Annotated in this window: 16 protein-coding genes; 2 read left to right on the plus strand and 14 right to left on the minus strand. The window is 72.3% G+C overall.

Translation table 11 applies throughout. From position 1 onward, the window contains the following. From VIB11_RS10410 to VIB11_RS10460, 11 genes are all read right to left on the minus strand, one after another. Entirely contained in the window at positions 1–1,089 is a 1,089-nt protein-coding gene (locus tag VIB11_RS10410) for a dihydroorotate dehydrogenase (protein WP_414695806.1), read from the minus strand. After that, a complete protein-coding gene (locus VIB11_RS10415) occupies positions 1,089–1,985 on the minus strand; it encodes a dihydroorotate dehydrogenase electron transfer subunit (RefSeq protein ID WP_332030961.1) in 897 nt (298 codons plus the stop codon). Before VIB11_RS10415 ends, VIB11_RS10410 begins: the two co-directional genes overlap by 1 nt. After that, positions 1,982–5,317, minus strand: a complete 3,336-nt coding sequence (carB, locus tag VIB11_RS10420; RefSeq protein WP_332030964.1) for a carbamoyl-phosphate synthase large subunit — start codon at positions 5,315–5,317, stop codon at positions 1,982–1,984. The genes VIB11_RS10415 and carB overlap by 4 nt, the downstream gene beginning before the upstream one ends. After that, the gene (gene carA / locus VIB11_RS10425) at positions 5,317–6,513 is read right to left on the minus strand and encodes a glutamine-hydrolyzing carbamoyl-phosphate synthase small subunit (RefSeq protein WP_332031020.1); all 1,197 of its coding nucleotides are present in this window, start codon (positions 6,511–6,513) and stop codon (positions 5,317–5,319) included. Before carA ends, carB begins: the two co-directional genes overlap by 1 nt. A gap of 50 nt (positions 6,514–6,563) precedes the next feature. Further along, complete coding sequence (locus tag VIB11_RS10430; RefSeq protein WP_332030966.1) at positions 6,564–7,133, minus strand: hypothetical protein; 570 nt, start codon at positions 7,131–7,133, stop codon at positions 6,564–6,566. After that, on the minus strand, positions 7,130–8,419 hold the full coding sequence (locus VIB11_RS10435) for a dihydroorotase (RefSeq protein WP_332030968.1): 1,290 nt from the start codon (positions 8,417–8,419) through the stop codon (positions 7,130–7,132). Before VIB11_RS10435 ends, VIB11_RS10430 begins: the two co-directional genes overlap by 4 nt. After that, positions 8,416–9,399, minus strand: coding sequence for an aspartate carbamoyltransferase catalytic subunit (locus VIB11_RS10440; RefSeq protein ID WP_332030970.1), 984 nt, complete (start codon positions 9,397–9,399; stop codon positions 8,416–8,418). The genes VIB11_RS10435 and VIB11_RS10440 overlap by 4 nt, the downstream gene beginning before the upstream one ends. Beyond that, entirely contained in the window at positions 9,396–10,034 is a 639-nt protein-coding gene (gene pyrR, locus VIB11_RS10445) for a bifunctional pyr operon transcriptional regulator/uracil phosphoribosyltransferase PyrR (protein ID WP_332030972.1), read from the minus strand. Before pyrR ends, VIB11_RS10440 begins: the two co-directional genes overlap by 4 nt. Before the next feature lie 313 nt (positions 10,035–10,347). Continuing rightward, positions 10,348–10,761, minus strand: coding sequence for a transcription antitermination factor NusB (gene nusB, locus VIB11_RS10450; protein WP_332030974.1), 414 nt, complete (start codon positions 10,759–10,761; stop codon positions 10,348–10,350). A 1-nt stretch (position 10,762) separates the two neighbouring features. Beyond that, positions 10,763–11,323, minus strand: a complete 561-nt coding sequence (gene efp, locus VIB11_RS10455) for an elongation factor P (protein WP_332030976.1) — start codon at positions 11,321–11,323, stop codon at positions 10,763–10,765. 144 nt (positions 11,324–11,467) lie between these two features. Next, positions 11,468–12,379, minus strand: coding sequence for a 3,4-dioxygenase subunit beta (locus tag VIB11_RS10460; protein WP_414695807.1), 912 nt, complete (start codon positions 12,377–12,379; stop codon positions 11,468–11,470). A gap of 271 nt (positions 12,380–12,650) precedes the next feature. Here VIB11_RS10460 and VIB11_RS10465 point away from each other — a divergent pair, with 271 nt between their 5' ends. Both VIB11_RS10465 and VIB11_RS10470 read left to right on the plus strand, forming a co-directional pair. Then, the gene (locus VIB11_RS10465) at positions 12,651–13,211 is read left to right on the plus strand and encodes a hypothetical protein (protein WP_332030977.1); all 561 of its coding nucleotides are present in this window, start codon (positions 12,651–12,653) and stop codon (positions 13,209–13,211) included. An 86-nt stretch (positions 13,212–13,297) separates the two neighbouring features. Continuing rightward, positions 13,298–15,010 (plus strand): DUF4012 domain-containing protein, encoded by a 1,713-nt coding sequence (locus VIB11_RS10470; RefSeq protein WP_332030979.1) that lies wholly within the window; start codon positions 13,298–13,300, stop codon positions 15,008–15,010. A gap of 18 nt (positions 15,011–15,028) precedes the next feature. Here the strand turns inward: VIB11_RS10470 and aroB are convergent, their stop codons facing one another. Genes aroB through aroC form a run of 3 tightly spaced genes read right to left on the minus strand, consistent with a single transcriptional unit; the run spans position 15,029 to position 17,870 of the window. Continuing rightward, entirely contained in the window at positions 15,029–16,129 is a 1,101-nt protein-coding gene (aroB, locus tag VIB11_RS10475; protein ID WP_332030981.1) for a 3-dehydroquinate synthase, read from the minus strand. Further along, complete coding sequence (locus tag VIB11_RS10480; protein WP_332030982.1) at positions 16,126–16,653, minus strand: shikimate kinase; 528 nt, start codon at positions 16,651–16,653, stop codon at positions 16,126–16,128. The genes aroB and VIB11_RS10480 overlap by 4 nt, the downstream gene beginning before the upstream one ends. After that, the gene (gene aroC, locus VIB11_RS10485) at positions 16,647–17,870 is read right to left on the minus strand and encodes a chorismate synthase (protein WP_332030984.1); all 1,224 of its coding nucleotides are present in this window, start codon (positions 17,868–17,870) and stop codon (positions 16,647–16,649) included. Before aroC ends, VIB11_RS10480 begins: the two co-directional genes overlap by 7 nt. Positions 17,871–17,893 lie beyond the last annotated feature (23 nt).

Raw genomic sequence — 17,893 nt, forward strand, 5'->3', positions numbered from 1 at the left:
TCAGCCCAGCCTCTCGTGGGCGATGCCCACAGCATCGGTGAAACGCTCGAATCCCTTGTCCTGCAGCAGGTCCCGCAGCTCGACCCCCACCCTCACCGGGGCGGTCGGGTCGTTGAACGTCGCCGTGCCCACCTGCACGGCGCTGGCGCCTGCTGCCACGAGCTCGAGGGCGTCACGACCGGTGCGGACGCCGCCCACCCCGATCACGGGCACGGTCGGCAGCCGGCCCTCGAGCATGGCCGAGCGCACCTGCCAGATGGCGCGCACGGCGACCGGTCGCACCGCGGGGCCGGAGAGGCCACCGGTGATGCCGCCGAGCTGGGGCCGGAGCAGGTCGGTGTCGATGACCATGCCGAGCAGCGTGTTGATCATGGTCAGCCCGCTCGCTCCCGCCTTCACCGCGGACTGCGCGATGCTGACGATGTCGGTGACGTCCGGGGTGAGCTTGGCGAAGATCGGCATGTCGCGCGGCAGCTGCTCGCGCACGAGCGCGATCACCTTGGCCGACGCCATCGGGTCGCACGCGAAGACCAGCCCGCGGTTCGCCACGTTGGGGCAGGAGATGTTGACCTCGACTCCCACGACGGCGTCGAAGGCCTCGCTCCTGCGCAGCCGGGCGGCGACGTCGGCGAACTCACCGCTGGTCGAGCCGGCGATGGACACCAGGGCCCTGGCCCCCGCCTCCTTCAGCCACGGCAGGTCGTTCCGGACGAAGGCCTCGATGCCGGGCCCCTGCAGGCCGATGGAGTTGAGCATCCCCGACGGCGTCTCCGCCATCCGCGGCGTGCCGCGGCCCGAGCGGGGTGCGGCCATGACGGACTTGGTGACGAAGGCGCCGAGCTCGGCGACGTCGAAGAACCGGTGCAGCTCCTTGCCGTTCGCGGCACAGCCCGAGGCGGTCATCATCGGGCTGGGCAGCAGCGCCCCGGCGAGGTCCACGCTCATGTCGACCGCCGGCGCGGGGTGGGCCCCGCGCACCGCTTCGGCGTCCGCGGCGTCGGCCAGTGAATGGCCCGAGTGGCCCAGGTGGCCCGAGTGCCCTGCGGGCGCCGTGAAGCCGGGCAACCGGGTGCTCCCGAAGACGCCCATCAGTGACCCCCCTCCTTCGGTGCGCCCAGGGCGTCGGCCGGCACCCGGCACCAGCCGTCGGCGAAGGCGTCCCAGCGCACCCGGTCTCCGCGGAAGACGGGTCCCTCGACGCACGAGCGCACCATCCGGGTCACCCCGTCGTTGCCGCGCACGGGCATGACGCAGGTCATGCAGACCCCGACACCGCACGCCATCGACTCCTCGACCGCGACCTGGGCGACGGCGCCCCCTGCCTCGGCCACCTCGGTGATCGAGCGCAGCATGCCCATCGGGCCGCAGCCGTAGACCACGCTCGCGCCCGAGCTGCGGATCAGGTCGGGCAGGACGTCGGAGACCCAGCCGCGGTGGCCCAGCGACCCGTCGTCGGTGGTGATCGCCACCCCGTCGGCACAGCGGCGGGCCTCGACGACGCCGAAGAGACGCGACTCGGTCGCCGCGCCGAGGACCATCTCGACGCGGCAGCCCCGCTCGCGCAGTGCCTCGGCCAGCCAGAAGAGCGGCGCACTGCCGTAGCCGCCGCCGACCAGGACGGCGGTGACCGGCTCGGTGGGCAGCGGGAACGCACGACCGAGCGGGCCGACGATGTCGACCTCGTCGTGGGCGCGCAGGCCGGTGAGCCACCGGGTGCCCGGACCGTGGGCCGAGACGACGATGTCGACCGTGCCTCCGTAGGTGCCCGAGGGGCTCACCTTGTGGATCGAGAAGCACCGCCGCAGCAGGTTGGCCGAGGTGGGGCCCCCGACAGCGAGCGCCACGAACTGCCCTGGCCGGGCCTGCTCCGCGACACCGGGAGCCACGAACGTCAGGTGGTGGTAGGCCCCCACCCGTCGCGTCGCGATGAGCTCGCCCGTCACCTGCACGACCCCCGCGCCGGGCCGCGCCGCCGTGGTGCTCACGCGCGCACCTCCCGCCCGTACAGGTCGAGGTCCCGGGCGTGCTCCTGCAGTGGCTTGACCCTCAGCTCGCCGTGCAGCTGCGCCTCGATGCCCTGCACCGCGGCGGCGAGCTCCTGGACCGTGGTGATGATGGGCTTGTCCATCGACGTCGTGGCCGCCCGGATCGCGTAGCCGTCGGCCCGCGCGTTCGGGCCGGACGGCGTGTTGACGACCATGGAGATCTCTCCCCCGAGGATGAGGTCGACGATGCTCGGCTCGGCGGCACCCGCCGCCCCTGTCTCGGCCGCGGTGGTCCGGCGCTCGCTGACCTTGCGGACCACCGTGGCGGTGATGCCGTTGCGGCGCAGGACCTCGGCGGTACCGGTGGTCGCGATCAGCGTGAAGCCGAGGTCGGCCAGGCGCTTGACCGGGAAGATCATGGCGCGCTTGTCGCGGTTGGCCACAGACACGAAGACCGTGCCGTGCGTGGGGAGTCCGCCGTACGAGCCGAGCTGGCTCTTGGCGAAGGCAGCCCCGAAGTCGGCGTCGATGCCCATGACCTCGCCGGTCGAGCGCATCTCCGGCCCGAGCAGGCTGTCGACGACCTGGCCCTCCTTGGTCAGGAACCGCTTGAACGGCAGGACCGCCTCCTTCACCGCGACGGGCGCGTGGCTCGGCATCCGACCGCCGTCGCCGGCGGGCGGGAGCAGGCCCTCCTCGCGGAGCTCGCGGATGCTCGCGCCGAGCATGATGCGGGCTGCCGCCTTGGCCACCGGCACCCCGGTCGCCTTGGCCACGAACGGCACCGTGCGGGAGGCGCGCGGGTTGGCCTCGAGGACGTAGAGGACGTCCTGGGCGAGCGCGAACTGGACGTTCATGAGGCCCCGGACCCCGATGCCCTTCGCGAGCTTCAGCGTGGCTGCCCGGACGCGCTCGAGCTCCTCGTCACCGAGGGTGACCGGAGGCAGCGTGCAGGCGGAGTCGCCGGAGTGGATGCCGGCCTCCTCGATGTGCTCCATGATCCCGCCGAGGTACATCTCCTCGCCGTCGTAGAGCGCGTCGACGTCGATCTCGATGGCGTCGTCGAGGAACCGGTCGACCAGCACCGGGTGCTCCGGGGAGGCGACGGTGGCCCGGGTGACGTAGCCCGAGAGGGTGTCGTCGTCGTAGACGATCTCCATCCCGCGACCGCCGAGGACGTACGAGGGCCGGACGAGGACGGGGTACCCGATCTCACGGGCCACCTCGACCGCCTCCGCGGCGCTGTAGGCCGTGCCGTGCCGCGGGGCGTTCAGGCCCGCCTCGTGCAGGACCCGGCCGAACGCGCCGCGGTCCTCGGCCAGGTGGATCGCGTCCGGAGAGGTGCCGACGACCGGAACCCCCTCTGCCTGCAGGGCTTTCGCGAGACCGAGGGGGGTCTGGCCACCGAGCTGGACGATGACGCCCGCGATCGGGCCGACCTGCTTCTCGGCGTGGTAGACCTCCAGCACGTCCTCGAGCGTCAGCGGCTCGAAGTAGAGACGGCTGCTGGTGTCGTAGTCGGTCGAGACCGTCTCGGGGTTGCAGTTGACCATCACGGTGTCGTAGCCGGCGTCGCGGAGCGCGAACGAGGCGTGCACACAGGAGTAGTCGAACTCCACCCCCTGGCCGATGCGGTTGGGGCCCGACCCGAGGATCAGCACCGCCGGCCGCTCCCGCGGCTCCACCTCGGTCTCCTCGTCGTAGGAGCTGTAGTGGTACGGCGTCTGGGCGGCGAACTCGGCCGCACAGGTGTCCACGGTCTTGTACACCGGCCGCACCCCCAGGGCGTGGCGCACACCACGCACGACCGCCTCCGGCATACCGGCGAGGGAGGCGATCTGGGCGTCGCTGAAGCCGTGTCGCTTCGCCAGCCGCAGCAGGTCGGGGGTGAGCTGCTGGGCGGCCGCGACCCTGTCGGCGACCTCGTTGACCAGCGCCATCTGGTCGAGGAACCACGGGTCGATGCCGGTCGCCGCGTGCACCTCCTCGACGGACAGCCCGCCGCGCAGGGCCTGCTGCACGGTGACGATCCGACCGTCGGTGGGGACGACCGCCTGCTGGAGCAGCGCGCGGGCCTGCTCCGTGGTCGGCACGTCGCCGTCCCAGTGGAACGAGGAGTGCTTGGCCTCCATCGAGCGCAGCGCCTTCTGCAGGGCCTCGGTGAAGTTGCGGCCGATGGCCATCGCCTCGCCGACGGACTTCATGGTCGTCGTGAGGGTCGGGTCGGCGGCGGGGAACTTCTCGAACGCGAACCGGGGCACCTTGACGACGATGTAGTCCAGCGTCGGCTCGAACGAGGCGGGCGTCTCACGGGTGATGTCGTTGGGCACCTCGTCGAGGGTGTAGCCGATGGCCATCTTCGCGGCGATCTTGGCGATCGGGAACCCGGTCGCCTTCGACGCCAGCGCCGAGCTCCGCGAGACGCGAGGGTTCATCTCGATGACGATGATGCGGCCGTCCCGGGGGTTGACCGCGAACTGGATGTTGCACCCGCCGGTGTCGACGCCCACCTCACGGATGACCGCGATGCCGATGTCCCGCAGCCGCTGGTACTCCCGGTCCGTCAGGGTCAGCGCCGGCGCGACGGTGATCGAGTCGCCGGTGTGCACGCCCATGGGGTCGAGGTTCTCGATGGAGCAGACCACCACGACGTTGTCGGCGTGGTCGCGCATCACCTCGAGCTCGTACTCCTTCCAGCCGAGGATCGACTCCTCGAGCAGGACCTCGGTCGTGGGGCTCGCCTGGAGGCCGGCGCCGGCGATGCGGCGCAGGTCCCGCTCGTCGTGGGCGAACCCGGAGCCGAGCCCACCCATGGTGAACGACGGGCGGACCACCATCGGGTAGCCGAGCTCGTCGGCGGCGGCCAGGCACTCCTCCATGGTGTGCGCGATCACCGAGCGCGCGACCTCGGCGCCGCAGCGCTCGACGACGCCTTTGAAGGCCTGGCGGTCCTCGCCGAGCTCGATGGCCTCGACGTTGGCCCCGATGAGCGGGCAGCCGTACTTCTCGAGGACGCCGTTCTCGTGGAGGGCGATGGCGGTGTTCAGGGCGGTCTGGCCGCCGAGGGTCGCGAGCACCGCGTCCGGGCGCTCCTTGGCGATGATCGCCTCGACCACCTCGGGGGTGATGGGCTCGACGTAGGTCGCATCGGCGAACTCCGGGTCGGTCATGATCGTCGCCGGGTTGGAGTTCACGAGGACGACGCGAATGCCCTCCTCGCGCAGCACCCGGCAGGCCTGGGTGCCGGAGTAGTCGAACTCACAGGCCTGGCCGATCACGATGGGGCCGGAGCCGATGACCAGGACGGACTCGATGTCGGGGCGGCGGGGCATCAGGCGCGGGTCTCCTTGGCAGCGGCGGTGACGGAGGCGGACCGTGTCTCCATCAGCGAGAGGAACCGGTCGAAGAGGTAGGCGGCGTCGTGCGGGCCGGCCGCCGCCTCGGGGTGGTACTGGACCGAGTAGGCAGGGATGTCAAGGCATTCCAGCCCTTCGACGACGTCGTCGTTGAGGCAGAGGTGCGAGACTCGCACCCGCCCGTATGCCGTGTCGCCGGCGGCGTCGCTCGGCGCATGGACGGCTCCGTCGAGAGGGGCGTCCACGGCGAAGCCGTGGTTGTGCGCGGTCACCTCGACCCGGCCCGTGGCGCGGTCCAGGACGGGCTGGTTGATGCCGCGGTGGCCGTACTTGAGCTTGTAGGTGCCGAACCCCAGGGCCCGGCCGAGGAGCTGGTTGCCGAAGCAGATGCCGAAGAAGGGGATGCGCGCCGCGAGCACCTCGCGCAGCACCTCGATCTCGTGCTCCGCGGCCGACGGGTCACCGGGGCCGTTGGAGAAGAAGACCCCGTCGGGGCCGTGCTCGCCGACCGCCCGGACCTGCTCGAACGTCGCGGTGCAGGGCAGCACGTGCACCTCGATGCCCTGCTGGGCCATCAGCGCCGGCGTCATCGCCTTGATGCCCAGGTCCAGCGCGGCGACCGTGAAGCGCTTCTCCCCCACCGCCGGCACGACATACGGCTCGGTGGTTGTCACCTCGGCGGCCAGCGCCGCCCCGCTCATCTGCGGGGCCGCCTGGACCCGCTCCACCAGCTCGGCGACCGGGCGCCCGGCCAGGTCGCCGGAGAACACGCCCACCCGCATGGCCCCCCGCTCACGCAGGTGCCTGGTGAGGGCCCGCGTGTCGATGCCGCAGATGCCCACGACGCCCTGGTCGGCGAGCTCCTGTTCCAGCGTGCGCCGGGACCTCCAGCTGGAGGGCCGCAGGGCGGGGTCGCGGACGACGAAGCCCGCCACCCAGATGCGACGTGACTCGTCGTCCTCGTCGTTGACCCCGGTGTTCCCGACGTGCGGGGCCGTCATCACGACCACCTGCCGGTGGTAGCTCGGGTCGGTGAGGGTCTCCTGGTAGCCGGTCATCCCGGTCGAGAAGACGGCCTCGCCGACGGTCTGCCCGACCGCCCCGAAGGACTCTCCCCGGAAGCACCGCCCGTCCTCGAGCACGAGCACGGCGGGCTCGCGCAGCGGGGTCAGTGCCGTCCGGGCGGCCGGTGCCGCCGTGGTGGTGCTGGGTGTTGTGGTGCTCACGTGCTGGGGTCCCCTTCTCGGGTCTCGGGTGCGCTGTCGATGCTGGCGCCGTCCTGGTGCCACCAGAGGGCCCCCTCGAGGCGGTCGAGGTCGGCCCGGTAGCGGGGCAGGAAGCCGGTCTCGTAGATCGCGTCGTCGTCGGCACGCCACTGCAGGACCAGCAGCCGGCTGGAGCCGACGAACTTGCCGGCCATGCCGCGGTCCCGGCGCACCTGCACGAGGCGACCGCGGGGGATGACGACGGCCGACTCCCCCTGCCGCTCGAAGCGGACGAGCTCGTCGGGCTCGCCGCGACGCACGGTCATGGTCGCCCGGGCCCGGTTGCCGAGCCCGGCGACGGCGACGCGCTCGTGGCGTGAGGCGGCGGTCGTGGTGCTCACGTAGGTGCCCTCGGCCGTCACGGCGGCCCCGGGCGCCTCGGCGGCCCTCCCGCGACCGTCGACCCCCGCGACCGCCACCGCGGCGGAAGGGTGCCTGCGGCGCTTGCGCAGCCACGCGGCATACAGGAGGGCGTAGATCAGGCCGAGGGCGATGAGCACGACGCCGACGGCCTGCGCGCGGGTCATGCGATGGCCCCCTTCATCGCCGTGACGCGGCCCCGGAGCACCGTCGCGTGGACGGCGCCCCGCAGGGTGCGGCCGTGCCAGGGGTTGTTCCGCGACAGCGACAGCGACGCGGACCGGTCGACCGTCACCTCGGCCGTGGGGTCCACCAGCGTCAGGTTCGCGGGCGACCCGGCCGCCAGCGGCTGCCCGTGGTCGGACAGCCCGGCGATGCGGGCCGGGGCCTGCGACATGACCCGGGCGACAGCTGCCCAGTCCAGCAGCCCCGCGCGGACCATGGTGTCACTGACGACGGCGAGCGCGGTCTCCAGGCCCAGCATCCCGAAGGCCGCGTCGACGAACGCGTGCTCCTTGTCGTGGCGGGCATGCGGCGCGTGGTCGGTGGCCACGGCGTCGATGGTGCCGTCGGAGAGGGCGGCCCGCAGCGCCTCGACGTCCTCCAGGGGGCGCAGCGGCGGGTTGACCTTGAAGGTCGGGTCGTAGCCGGACACCAGGTCGGTGGTGAGCACGAGGTGGTGCGGCGTCACCTCGGCGGTGACGTCGATGCCCTGGGCCTTGGCCCACCGGAGCACCTCGACCGACCCCGCCGTCGAGACGTGGGCGATGTGCACGCGCGAGCCGGTGTGGCGCGCGAGCATCACGTCGCGGGCGACGATGGTCTCCTCGGCGATGCCGGGCCAGCCGGGCAGCCCGAGCCGGCCGGATAGCTCGCCCTCGTGGCAGCAGGCGCTCGGCCCTGCCAGGCGCGGGTCCTGCGCGTGTTGGGAGACGACGCCGCCGAAGGCACGGACGTACTCCAGGGCGCGGCGCATCACACGGGCGTCGTGGACGCACTTCCCGTCGTCGGAGAACACGCTGACCTTCGCGCGGGAGCGGTGCATGAGCCCCAGCTCGGCGAGCTCCTCGCCGGCCAGGGCCTTGGTCACCGCCCCCACGGGCTGCACGTCGACCAGCCCGGCCGCCCGGCCGAGGTCGAGGACCCGCTCGGCCGCCTCCGCGGTGTCGGTCACGGGGTCGGTGTTCGCCATCGCGAGCACCGCGGTGAAGCCGCCGACCGCGGCGGCGGCGGAGCCTGAGGCGATGGTCTCCGCGTCCTCGCGCCCGGGCTCGCGCAGGTGGGTGTGGAGGTCGACGAGCCCGGGCAGGGCGACCAGGCCGTCGGCCTCGAGCACGTCGGCGCCACGCGCGGAGCGGATGCGGCCGACCTCGGTGATGACGCCGTCCTCGACGAGGAGGTCCTGGGGGCCCTCGCCCACGAGGTCGGCGCCGGTGACGAGAAGGGTGCTCATGAGGTGCCTTCCTCTCCGGAGAGCAGGTGGTAGAGGACCGACATCCGCACCGCCACACCGGCGCTGACCTGGTCGAGGATGAGGGACTGCGCGGCGTCGGCGGCGTCGGCACCGATCTCGAGGCCGCGGTTCATCGGGCCGGGGTGGCAGATGACGGCGTCGGGATTCGCCGCGACGAGGGCATCGAGCCGCTGCCGTGTGAGGCCGTAGCCGACGGTGTACTCGCGGGGGGTCGGGAAGAAGCCGCCGCTCATCCGCTCCCGCTGCACCCGGAGCATCATCACCGCGTCGACGGTGGGCAGGACGGCGTCGAGGTCGTGGGAGAGCTCGAACCCGTCGACCGCGGCCCAGGAGGCGATGCCGCTCGGCATGAGCGTCGGCGGGGCGACCAGGGTGACGCGGGCGCCGAGCTTGCGCAGGCAGATGAGGTTGGACCGCACCACGCGCGAGTGCGTGAGGTCGCCGACGATGGCGACGTGCCGGCCCGCGAGGTCACCGAGCCGCTGCTGCATCGTGTAGGCGTCGAGCAGGGCCTGGGTCGGGTGCTCGTGGGTCCCGTCGCCGGCGTTGACGATGTGCGCGTCGACCCACTGGCTGACCTGCTGGGCGGCGCCGCTGGCGCTGTGCCGGATCACCAACGCGTCGACGCCCATCGCGGCGACGGTGAGCGCGGTGTCGCGCAGGGACTCGCCCTTGGAGGTCGAGGAGCCCTTGCCGGAGATGTTGATGACGTCGGCGGACAGCCACTTGCCGGCGATCTCGAACGAGCTGCGGGTCCGGGTGGAGTCCTCGAAGAAGAGGTTGACCACGGTCCGCCCGCGCAGCGTCGGCAGCTTCTTGACCTCGCGGCGCTGCACGGTGTGCATCTCGGCTGCGGTGTCGAGGATCTCGCGGATCTGCTCGGTGGACAGGTCGTTGGCCGACAGCAGGTGCCGGCGCGTCGGCCGGCCGGTCGCCGGGGCGTGCAGGGTGGCGGTCATCGGGGCTCCCCTCCGCTGATGGTGACCTCGTCGTCGACGCCGTCGTGCTCGGTGAGGCGGACCTGCACCCGCTCACTGCTCGACGTCGGGAGGTTCTTGCCGACGTGGTCGGCGCGGATCGGCAGGTCGCGGTGGCCGCGGTCGACGAGGACGGCCAGGCGCACCGCGCGGGGACGGCCGAGGTCCGAGAGCGCGTCGAGCGCGGCCCGGACGGTGCGGCCGGAGTAGAGGACGTCGTCGACGAGAACGACGATCTTGTCGTCGATGCCGCCGGGGGGGATCTGGGTGCGCATCGGCGAACGGGTCGGCTGCCGGCGCAGGTCGTCGCGGTGCATCGTCACGTCGAGCGCGCCGACCGGCACCGGGCGGCCCTCGACGGACTCCATCACACCGACGAGGCGGTGCGCCAGCGCGACGCCCCGGGACGGGATGCCGAGCACCACCAGGTCGTCGGCGCCCTTGTTGCGCTCGAGGATCTCGTGGGCGATCCGGCGCAGGGCCCGCGCGACGTCGCCGGCGCCCATCACGGACCGGGCGGTGCTCTCGGGAGCCGGAGCGGATGCTGGGAGGGGTGTGGGAGCCGAGCCGCCGGCGGACGGGTCGACGCCTGCGGGTACGCCAGAGTCAGGACGCATCAGCGTCGGGACCTCCTTCCCTGCCTCACAGGACAGGTCGTTAAAGGATGTCTAACGGGCAGCACTCTAGCCGCATCCCGTCCCGAAGGCGCACGCGCCCCGCGGGATGGACACGCGGGATGGACACGCGGGCTGGATATGTGGGTCGGATTTGCGGGGTGTCCACGGGGCACGGCTGGCAGTGGCGACCACCACCCGTGGGGGCCCGCCGGCGGCGCGCACCTGACGGCACGGCGCGACGGCGGCACAGTGCGACGGCGGCACAGCGCGACGGCCCCCTCCCGGACGGGGAGGGGGCCGTCGACAACAGTGCTCAGGCGAGGGTCGGTTTGACCTCCGCGAGGCGGCCCAGCAGGCCGTTGACGAACTTCGGCGAGTCGTCGGTGCTCAGCGTGGTGGCCAGCTCGACGGCCTCGCTGATGGCGACACCCTCGGGCACGCCCTCGGCGTAGAGCACCTCGTACGCGCCGAGCCGCAGGATGGCCCGGTCGACACTGGGCATGCGCTCGAGCGACCAACCCTGGCTGTACGTCGAGAGCAGCTCGTTGATGTCGGTCCAGTGGGCGACGACACCCTCCACGAGGTCCGCGGTGTACTGGTTCAGCGGCGCCTCGGTGACCGGCTTCGCCAGCCGCTCGGCGAGCAGGTCACGCGCGTTGATCCCGCGCTGCTCGGCCTCGAACAGGAGGTCGACGGCACGCTTGCGGGCCTTGCTGCGGGCGGACAAGTCAGTTCACGCGACCGAGGTAGGAGCCGTCGCGGGTGTCGACCTTGACCTTGGTGCCGGTCTCGAGGAACAGCGGGACGTTGATCGTCGCGCCGGTCTCGAGGGTCGCGGGCTTGGTGCCGCCGGTGGAGCGGTCGCCCTGCAGGCCGGGCTCGGTGTAGGTGATCTCGAGGACGACCGACGCCGGCAGCTCGACGTAGAGCACGGTGCCCTCGTGGGTGGCCACCTGGGCGGTCTGGTTCTCGAGGAGGTAGTCGGCCGTGTCACCGACGGTCGCCTCGGGGATGTGGATCTGGTCGTACGTCGTGCCGTCCATGAAGACGAAGTCGGAGCCGTCCTTGTAGAGGTACTGCATGTCACGGCGGTCGACCGTCGCGGTCTCGACCTTGACGCCCGCGTTGAAGGTCTTGTCGACGACCTTGCCCGACATCACGTTCTTCAGCTTGGTGCGCACGAAGGCCGGTCCCTTGCCGGGCTTGACGTGCTGGAACTCCACGACGGACCACAGCTGGCCCTCGAGGTTGAGCACCATGCCGTTCTTCAGGTCGTTGGTCGATGCCACGTGTCAGTCGCTTTCTTGTCGTCGTCGCCGGGTGCCGGGTGCGCGCGGGCGCGCGAGAGGCCCGTACAGCGCGGGATGGGATCCCCGCCAGTCTAGCGGTCGGCGCTGCGCTCCCCCGAATCGCCGACGGGCCCGGACGGCCGCTCAGACGCCGATCGTCAGGTTGGCGACGAAGCCCGAGGCAGCGTCCCCCGTGACGGTGGCGAGCTGGTGGACCCCACCGTCGTCACCGAACACGTTGTCGGACGTCAGTGAGGACCCCTGGAGGTTCTCCACGCTGCGCTCGTAGCCGGAGGCCGCATAGGCCTGCTCGCACGCGGCCCGGGGCAGGGCGATCTGGCTGGTCTTGACGATCGGCCCGCTGCTGGTGGCGTCCTCGACACTGGCGTAGACCTCGAAGTGGATGTGCGGCCAGCGCCCCGAGTAGGCGCCGGGGAAGACCGTGGTGAACGTGACGGTCCCCGCAGCACTGGTCTCCTGGACACCACGCAGATAGTTCTCGTTCTCCAGACCCTGTGAATACAACGAGTAGTTGCCGTCCCTGTCGCAGTGCCACAGATAGACCGCAGCCCCGGCGAGGGCCGCATATCCCTTCGCCGTGTCCGTCACGGTGAGGTTCACGGTCAGCGGCACGCCCTGCGCCCGCGTCGTCGACGTGGCGTAGCTCGTCGTGATGTCCGGGCGGACGATCCCGGAGTCGTCGAGGACGTTGGGTCCGTTCGAGCCGTCACCGGGATACGGCCCGCCCGTCTCGTCGGGCACCTCGCTGGACGGTGTCGTCGACGAACCAGCCATCGCCGAGGCGTCCGCGGCCGCCGTCGTGCTCGAGGTGCCCGAGGTGGTGGTGGCGGTCGTGCCGTCCTGCCCCGCCGCGCAGGCACCGATGGCGAAAACCGCTGCGCCACTGAGCAGTTGCAGAGCCCTGCGCCGTTCCAGGAGGGTGCCCACGTCGAAGGCCAGCCCGCGGTCGTGGCGGTCGTCGTTCCCGTCGGGGTTGTCGTTCGTGTCGTGGCGTGCCGTCGCGCTGCCCATCTCGATGCCCTTCCCGGTGTCCATGAAACGCCCCCGACGGAGCTCGTGCCACCGAGCCTCGACTGCCCGACCCGGCGCAGGCCGTGAGCCGGCTGTGCGCCTTCTGTGAGGCAGGAGGTGCGCGCCGGGAAGAGCGGCGGGCATCTGCCGGATATCAGCCGTTCGGATGAATTCCGGGTGGCTGGCCCGCGACAATTGGCCATTCACGCGGAATGGCGACGGCACTGTTCCGGGCCTGTGCTACTTTTCTCCAGCATCGGGCGTTTCATATCGCTTTTCAGGGGAGAACTTTCACATGCGCGGTATCCGCGGTATCAAGGTGGCCACTGCCACCCTCGGTCTTTCTGCTGCTCTCGCCGGTACCGCTGTGGGCCTCGCCGGCCCGGCCAGCGCCGCCTGCGAGGGGGGCTACCCGCCGGCTCAGTGCACGGTGGCCCTCAACGACAACCGGGTCCGTCCCGGCGAGGAGGTCGGCTTCCGCGCGACCGGGTACGAGCCGGGCGAGCGGGTGCGCGGCACCGTGTTCTCCGAGCCGATCCGCGTCGGCACGTGGACGGCCAACCGCAACGGTGTCGTGCAGGGCCGGTTCACCGTCCCGCGCCGCCTGAGCCCGGGTCGCCACACCTTCCAGCTGCGGGGTCTCGAGTCCAACGTCATCAAGACCGCGCGCTTCACGGTGGTCGGCCGCGCCAACAACGGCAACGGCAACGGCAACGGCAACAACAACGACTCCTCGCTGGCCTTCACCGGCTCGGACCTCGCCCTCACCGCGGGCGCTGGTGCGGTGCTGCTCGCCGGCGGTGGCGCTCTCGTGATCGCCGCCCGCCGTCGCAAGCACGTCAACGCCGGCATCTGACGCTTCCGTCCTTGGTGCGCCTTTCCGCTCGTCGGTCTGCTGTCCGGCGGGCGGGGGTCGCCGCCATCGCGATCGCGGCACTCTACGTGCTGGCGCTTGCGTACACGGGTGTCCAGGCCCACCGCCACCTGCGCGACGCGCAGGCGGCGGTGGGCCTGCTGCGTGCCGGGCTGACGAGTCAGGACACCCCGCGCGCGGAGATCGACCGTCACCTGCGGGCCGTCCAGGTGGAGGCTCGGGCCGCCCGTGACCTCACCGACGGGCCCCTCTGGGACGTGCCGGCCAGCCTGCCGTGGGCCGGCCGGCCCTTCGAGACGGTCCAAGGAGTCTCGGCAGGGGTCGCCGCCGTCGCGGACGACGTGCTGCCGCCCGTGCGGTCGGTCCGGGACCGCCTCGTCGGCGTGGACCTGACCCGCGACGGGGGCGGCCTGGACCTCGCTCCCATCGCGGCCGCGCAGGCGCCCCTCGCCCAGGCCCGTGCGGCCAACGACGCTGCCCTGCACGAGGTCAGGGCCCTGCCCTCCACCGGCATCGGGACCATCGACGAGGGACAGGGGGACCTCACGGCGCAGCTCGAGGAGGTCTCGCTCCAGCTCCGCTCTGCGCACGAGGCCGTGCAGCTGCTGCCCCCGATGCTGGGCGCCGAGGGCCCACGCCACTACTTCGTGGCCTTCCAGAACAACGCCGAGGCGCGCGGCGCCGGCGGGCTCCCGGGTGTGTACGCCGTCCTGCGCGCCGACCGGGGCAAGGTCAGCTTCGAGCACTACGGCGTCTCCGGCGACTTCGGTGGCCTGAAGGTCTCGTTGAAGGGGCTGAGCCCCGGCTTCGCCAGCCACTACCAGGGGGCAGCGCCGGACCGTGTCTTCGGCAACTCCACCGTCAGTCCGCACTTCCCTGACGGCGCGGAGCTCATGATGCGCTTCTGGAAGGCCAGGACCGGCCAGCAGCTCGACGGGGCGCTGGCCATCGACCCCAACGCGCTGGCCATGATGCTCAAGGTCACCGGGCCCACCACGATGGCCGACGGCACCGTCCTGAAGGCGTCCTCGGTGGTCTCGCTCGTGGAGAAGGACGCCTACGACCGCTTCACCGACCCCGTCGTCCGCAAGCAGTACCTCATCACGGTGGCCAAGGCGATCGCCGACGACGTGCTGGAGCGCGGCCCGGCCAAGGGCACGGCGCTGGCCTCGGCCGTCGCGGGCGCCGTCGACGAACGCCGGGTCCTCCTCTACAGCACGCATGCCGAGGAGCAGCGCGTGATCGCCGCGCGACCGGTGGGGGGCACGCTCAGCGACACGTCGGGCCTGTTCAGCGGTGTCGTCATCAACAACGGCGGCGGCAACAAGCTCGACTACTACCTCCACCGGGAGGTGAGCTACCAGGGCGCGGCGTGCGGGGCAGCCGATCCGCGTGCCACGGTGACCATCCGGCTCACCAACCGGGTCCCGAGGTCGGGCCTGACCGACTACGTCGCAGGACGCGCGGACGAGCCCATCGACCCGGTCCCCGAGGGTACGAACCGCCTGCTCGTCGGCTACTACGCCACCAAGGAGGCAGGCTTCTCCGATGCCACCCTCGACGGCGAGCCCACGTTCCTCGCGGTCGACGACGAGCGCGGCCGTCCCGTCTTCACCGCCGAGCTCGAGCTCGAGCCGGGCCAGACCAGGACGCTGGTGATCCGGATCGAGGAGCCGCCGGAGGCGAAGGGCCCGGTCACGACGCTGGTGCAGCCGCTCGTCCTGCCGCAGGTCACCACCATCGACCTTCCCGACTGCGGCCGGGGCCCGAAGGACGGCTGACCGCCAGGCAGAGCTGGGTCAGCCGAGCGGGATCGCCCGGCCTCGGGTCTCCGCGCTGATCTCGCCGTAGGCCGCCTGCAGCAGCGCGGGGTCGGGCCCCTCGAGCCGCACCGGCTTCGCGAGACCGGCCAGCACGACGAAGCGCAGCATCGACCCGCGGGACTTCTTGTCGCGCCTCATCGCCTCGAGGAGCTGCGGCCACCGGTCGCCGCGGTAGGTCACCGGCAGGCCCACGCCGCCCAGGAGTGCGCGGTGCCGTTCGACCAGGCCGTCATCGATCTTCCCGGCCAGGCGGGCCAGCTCGGCGACGTAGACCATGCCGATGCTGACCGCGGCCCCGTGCCGGAACTGGTAGCGCTCGACCTGCTCGACGGCGTGGCCGAAGGTGTGGCCGTAGTTGAGGATCTCGCGCAGCGACGACTCCTTGAGGTCCTGCGCCACGACGTCGGCCTTGACCGCGATGGCCCGCTCGACGAGCTCGCGGACGTGCGGGCCCTGCGCCGAGCGCGCGCCCTCGAGGTCGGCCCCGACGAGGTCGAGGATCACGGGGTCGGCGATGAAGCCGCACTTGATGACCTCCGCGAGCCCGGCGACGAAGTCGTGCTGCGGAAGGGTCTGCAGCGTCGCGAGGTCGCACAGCACGCCGGCCGGCGGGTGGAACGCCCCCACGAGGTTCTTGCCCTCGGGTGTGTTGATGCCGGTCTTGCCGCCGACCGCTGCGTCCACCATGCCGAGCAGGGTGGTGGGGACCTGCACGACCCTGATGCCGCGCAGCCAGGTCGACGCGACGAACCCCGCGAGGTCGGTGGTCGCTCCCCCGCCCACGCCGACGATGGCGTCGGAGCGGGTGAAGCCCGCCTGGCCCAGCACGCCCCACAGGAAGGAGGCGACCTGCGCGGTCTTGGCCTCCTCCGCGTCGGGAACCTCCGCGGCATACGCCTCGAAGCCCTTGGCGACCAGGTCCTCCCGCACCGCCTCGCCGGTCGCGGCGAGGGCCCGCGGGTGGACCACGAGGACCCGCTGCACGCCCTCCCCGATGAGCCGTGGGAGCTCGTCGAGCAGCCCGGTGCCGACGATGACGTCGTAGTCGCCGCCCACGCTGATGGTCGTGCTGCTCATCGGTGTCCCTCCAGCCACGCCACGATCTCGTCGACCACGGCGCGCGGCCGCCGCCCGGCGGTGTCGACGCGCACGCTGGCCAGCCGCTCGTAGGTCGGGCGCCGCTCGTTCATCATCTTGGTCCACTGGGCGCGCGGGTTGACCAGCAGCAGCGGGCGGCTGCCGTCGAAGCCGATGCGCCGCGCGGCGTCGGCGATGCCGACGTCGAGGAACACCACCGTGTGCCCGGACAGCGCGCCCGCCGTCTCGGGATCCATGGGGGCGCCCCCACCGAGGGAGACCACGCCGTCGCAGGCGGCGAGAGACCGGGCGACCTCGGTCCGCTCGAGGGTCCTGAAGTGCGCCTCGCCCGAGACCACGAAGATGTCGGAGATCGGTCGCCCCTCAGCGGCCTCGATGGCCTCGTCGGTGTCGTGCCAGCCGACCCCCAGGCGGTCGGCGAGCTTGCGCGCGATGGTGCTCTTCCCGGCGCCCGGCGGCCCGATGAGGACCGCGCGTGGCCGGGTCGTCCCCGCCGTCACCACGTGCGCATCGCCTCCGGCACCGAGGCGAGGTAGGCCGCGTGGTTGCGCGATGTCTCGACGACCGAGTCGCCGCCGAACTTCTCGACGCACGCCTGCGCCAGGACCAGGGCGACCATGGCCTCGGCCACGACGCCGGCAGCCGGCACCGCGCACACGTCGGAGCGCTGGTGGATCGCCTTGGCGGCCTCCTCCCCCGTCGTGTCGATCGTGTCGAGGGCGCGGGGCACGGTGCTGATGGGCTTCATCGCCGCGCGGACCCGCAGGACGTCACCGGTGGACATGCCGCCCTCGGTGCCACCGGCGCGCCCGGTGCGCCGCCGGATCGTCCCGTCGGCGCCCCGCTCCATCTCGTCGTGGGCGGCCGAGCCGCGGCGTGCCGCGGTGCGGAAGCCGTCGCCGACCTCGACGCCCTTGATGGCCTGGATCCCCATGAGGGCAGCGGCGAGCTGGGCGTCGAGCCTGCGGTCCCAGTGGACGTGCGAGCCGAGCCCCGGGGGCAGGCCGTAGGCGAGCACCTCGACGACGCCGCCGAGGGTGTCGCCGTCCTTCTTGGCTGCCTCGACCTCGGCGACCATGGCCGCGGAGCCGGCCTCGTCGAGGGTCCGCACCGGGTTGGCGTCGAGGGCCCCGACCTGGTCCGGCGTGGGCAGCGTCGCGTCGTCGGCCACCCCCGCGCCGCCGATGGCCACGGTGTGCGAGACGAGACGGATGCCGTACGCCTGCTCCAGGAAGCGCGCGGCCACCTCGCCGAGCGCGACGCGAGCCGCGGTCTCGCGCGCGGAGGCGCGCTCCAGCACCGGCCGGGCGTCGTCGAAGCCGTACTTCTGCATCCCGACGAGGTCGGCGTGACCGGGCCGGGGGCGCGTCAGCGGCCGGTTGCGCGCGATCTCCCTCTCGGCGTTCACGTCGTCGGCTGCGGCGAACGCGGCGTCGGAGACCGGGTCAGGCGACATCACGGTCTCCCACTTGGGCCACTCCGTGTTGCCGATCCGGATCGCCACCGGCGAGCCCATGGTCACGCCGTGCCGGACCCCGCCGAGGAACTCGACCTCGTCCTGCTCGAACGTCATCCGCGCGCCGCGGCCGAAGCCGAGCCGGCGGCGGGCGAGGGCGGAGGCGACGTCCTTGGTGGTCACGCGCACGCCCGCCGGCAGCCCCTCGAGGGTGGCCAGCAGGGCGGGGCCGTGGGACTCACCGGCAGTCAGCCATCGCAGCATGCAGCGATCTTGTCATGGCCGTC

The sequence above is a fragment of the Pedococcus sp. genome (assembly GCF_036554925.1).
In the GTDB taxonomy this organism is placed as follows: Bacteria; Actinomycetota; Actinomycetes; order Actinomycetales; family Dermatophilaceae; genus Pedococcus_A.

Excerpts from the sequence above, each read along its gene's own strand:
- VIB11_RS10410 (WP_414695806.1), bottom strand. The coding sequence starts at position 1,089 with ATGGGCGTCTTCGGGAGCACCCGGTTGCCCGGCTTCACGGCGCCCGCA.
- carB (WP_332030964.1), bottom strand. The coding sequence starts at position 5,317 with ATGCCCCGCCGCCCCGACATCGAGTCCGTCCTGGTCATCGGCTCCGGC.
- VIB11_RS10430 (WP_332030966.1), bottom strand. The coding sequence starts at position 7,133 with ATGACCCGCGCGCAGGCCGTCGGCGTCGTGCTCATCGCCCTCGGCCTG.
- VIB11_RS10435 (WP_332030968.1), bottom strand. The coding sequence starts at position 8,419 with ATGAGCACCCTTCTCGTCACCGGCGCCGACCTCGTGGGCGAGGGCCCC.
- VIB11_RS10440 (WP_332030970.1), bottom strand. The coding sequence starts at position 9,399 with ATGACCGCCACCCTGCACGCCCCGGCGACCGGCCGGCCGACGCGCCGG.
- pyrR (WP_332030972.1), bottom strand. The coding sequence starts at position 10,034 with ATGCGTCCTGACTCTGGCGTACCCGCAGGCGTCGACCCGTCCGCCGGC.
- VIB11_RS10460 (WP_414695807.1), bottom strand. The coding sequence starts at position 12,379 with ATGGACACCGGGAAGGGCATCGAGATGGGCAGCGCGACGGCACGCCAC.
- VIB11_RS10465 (WP_332030977.1), top strand. The coding sequence starts at position 12,651 with ATGCGCGGTATCCGCGGTATCAAGGTGGCCACTGCCACCCTCGGTCTT.
- aroB (WP_332030981.1), bottom strand. The coding sequence starts at position 16,129 with ATGAGCAGCACGACCATCAGCGTGGGCGGCGACTACGACGTCATCGTC.
- aroC (WP_332030984.1), bottom strand. The coding sequence starts at position 17,870 with ATGCTGCGATGGCTGACTGCCGGTGAGTCCCACGGCCCCGCCCTGCTG.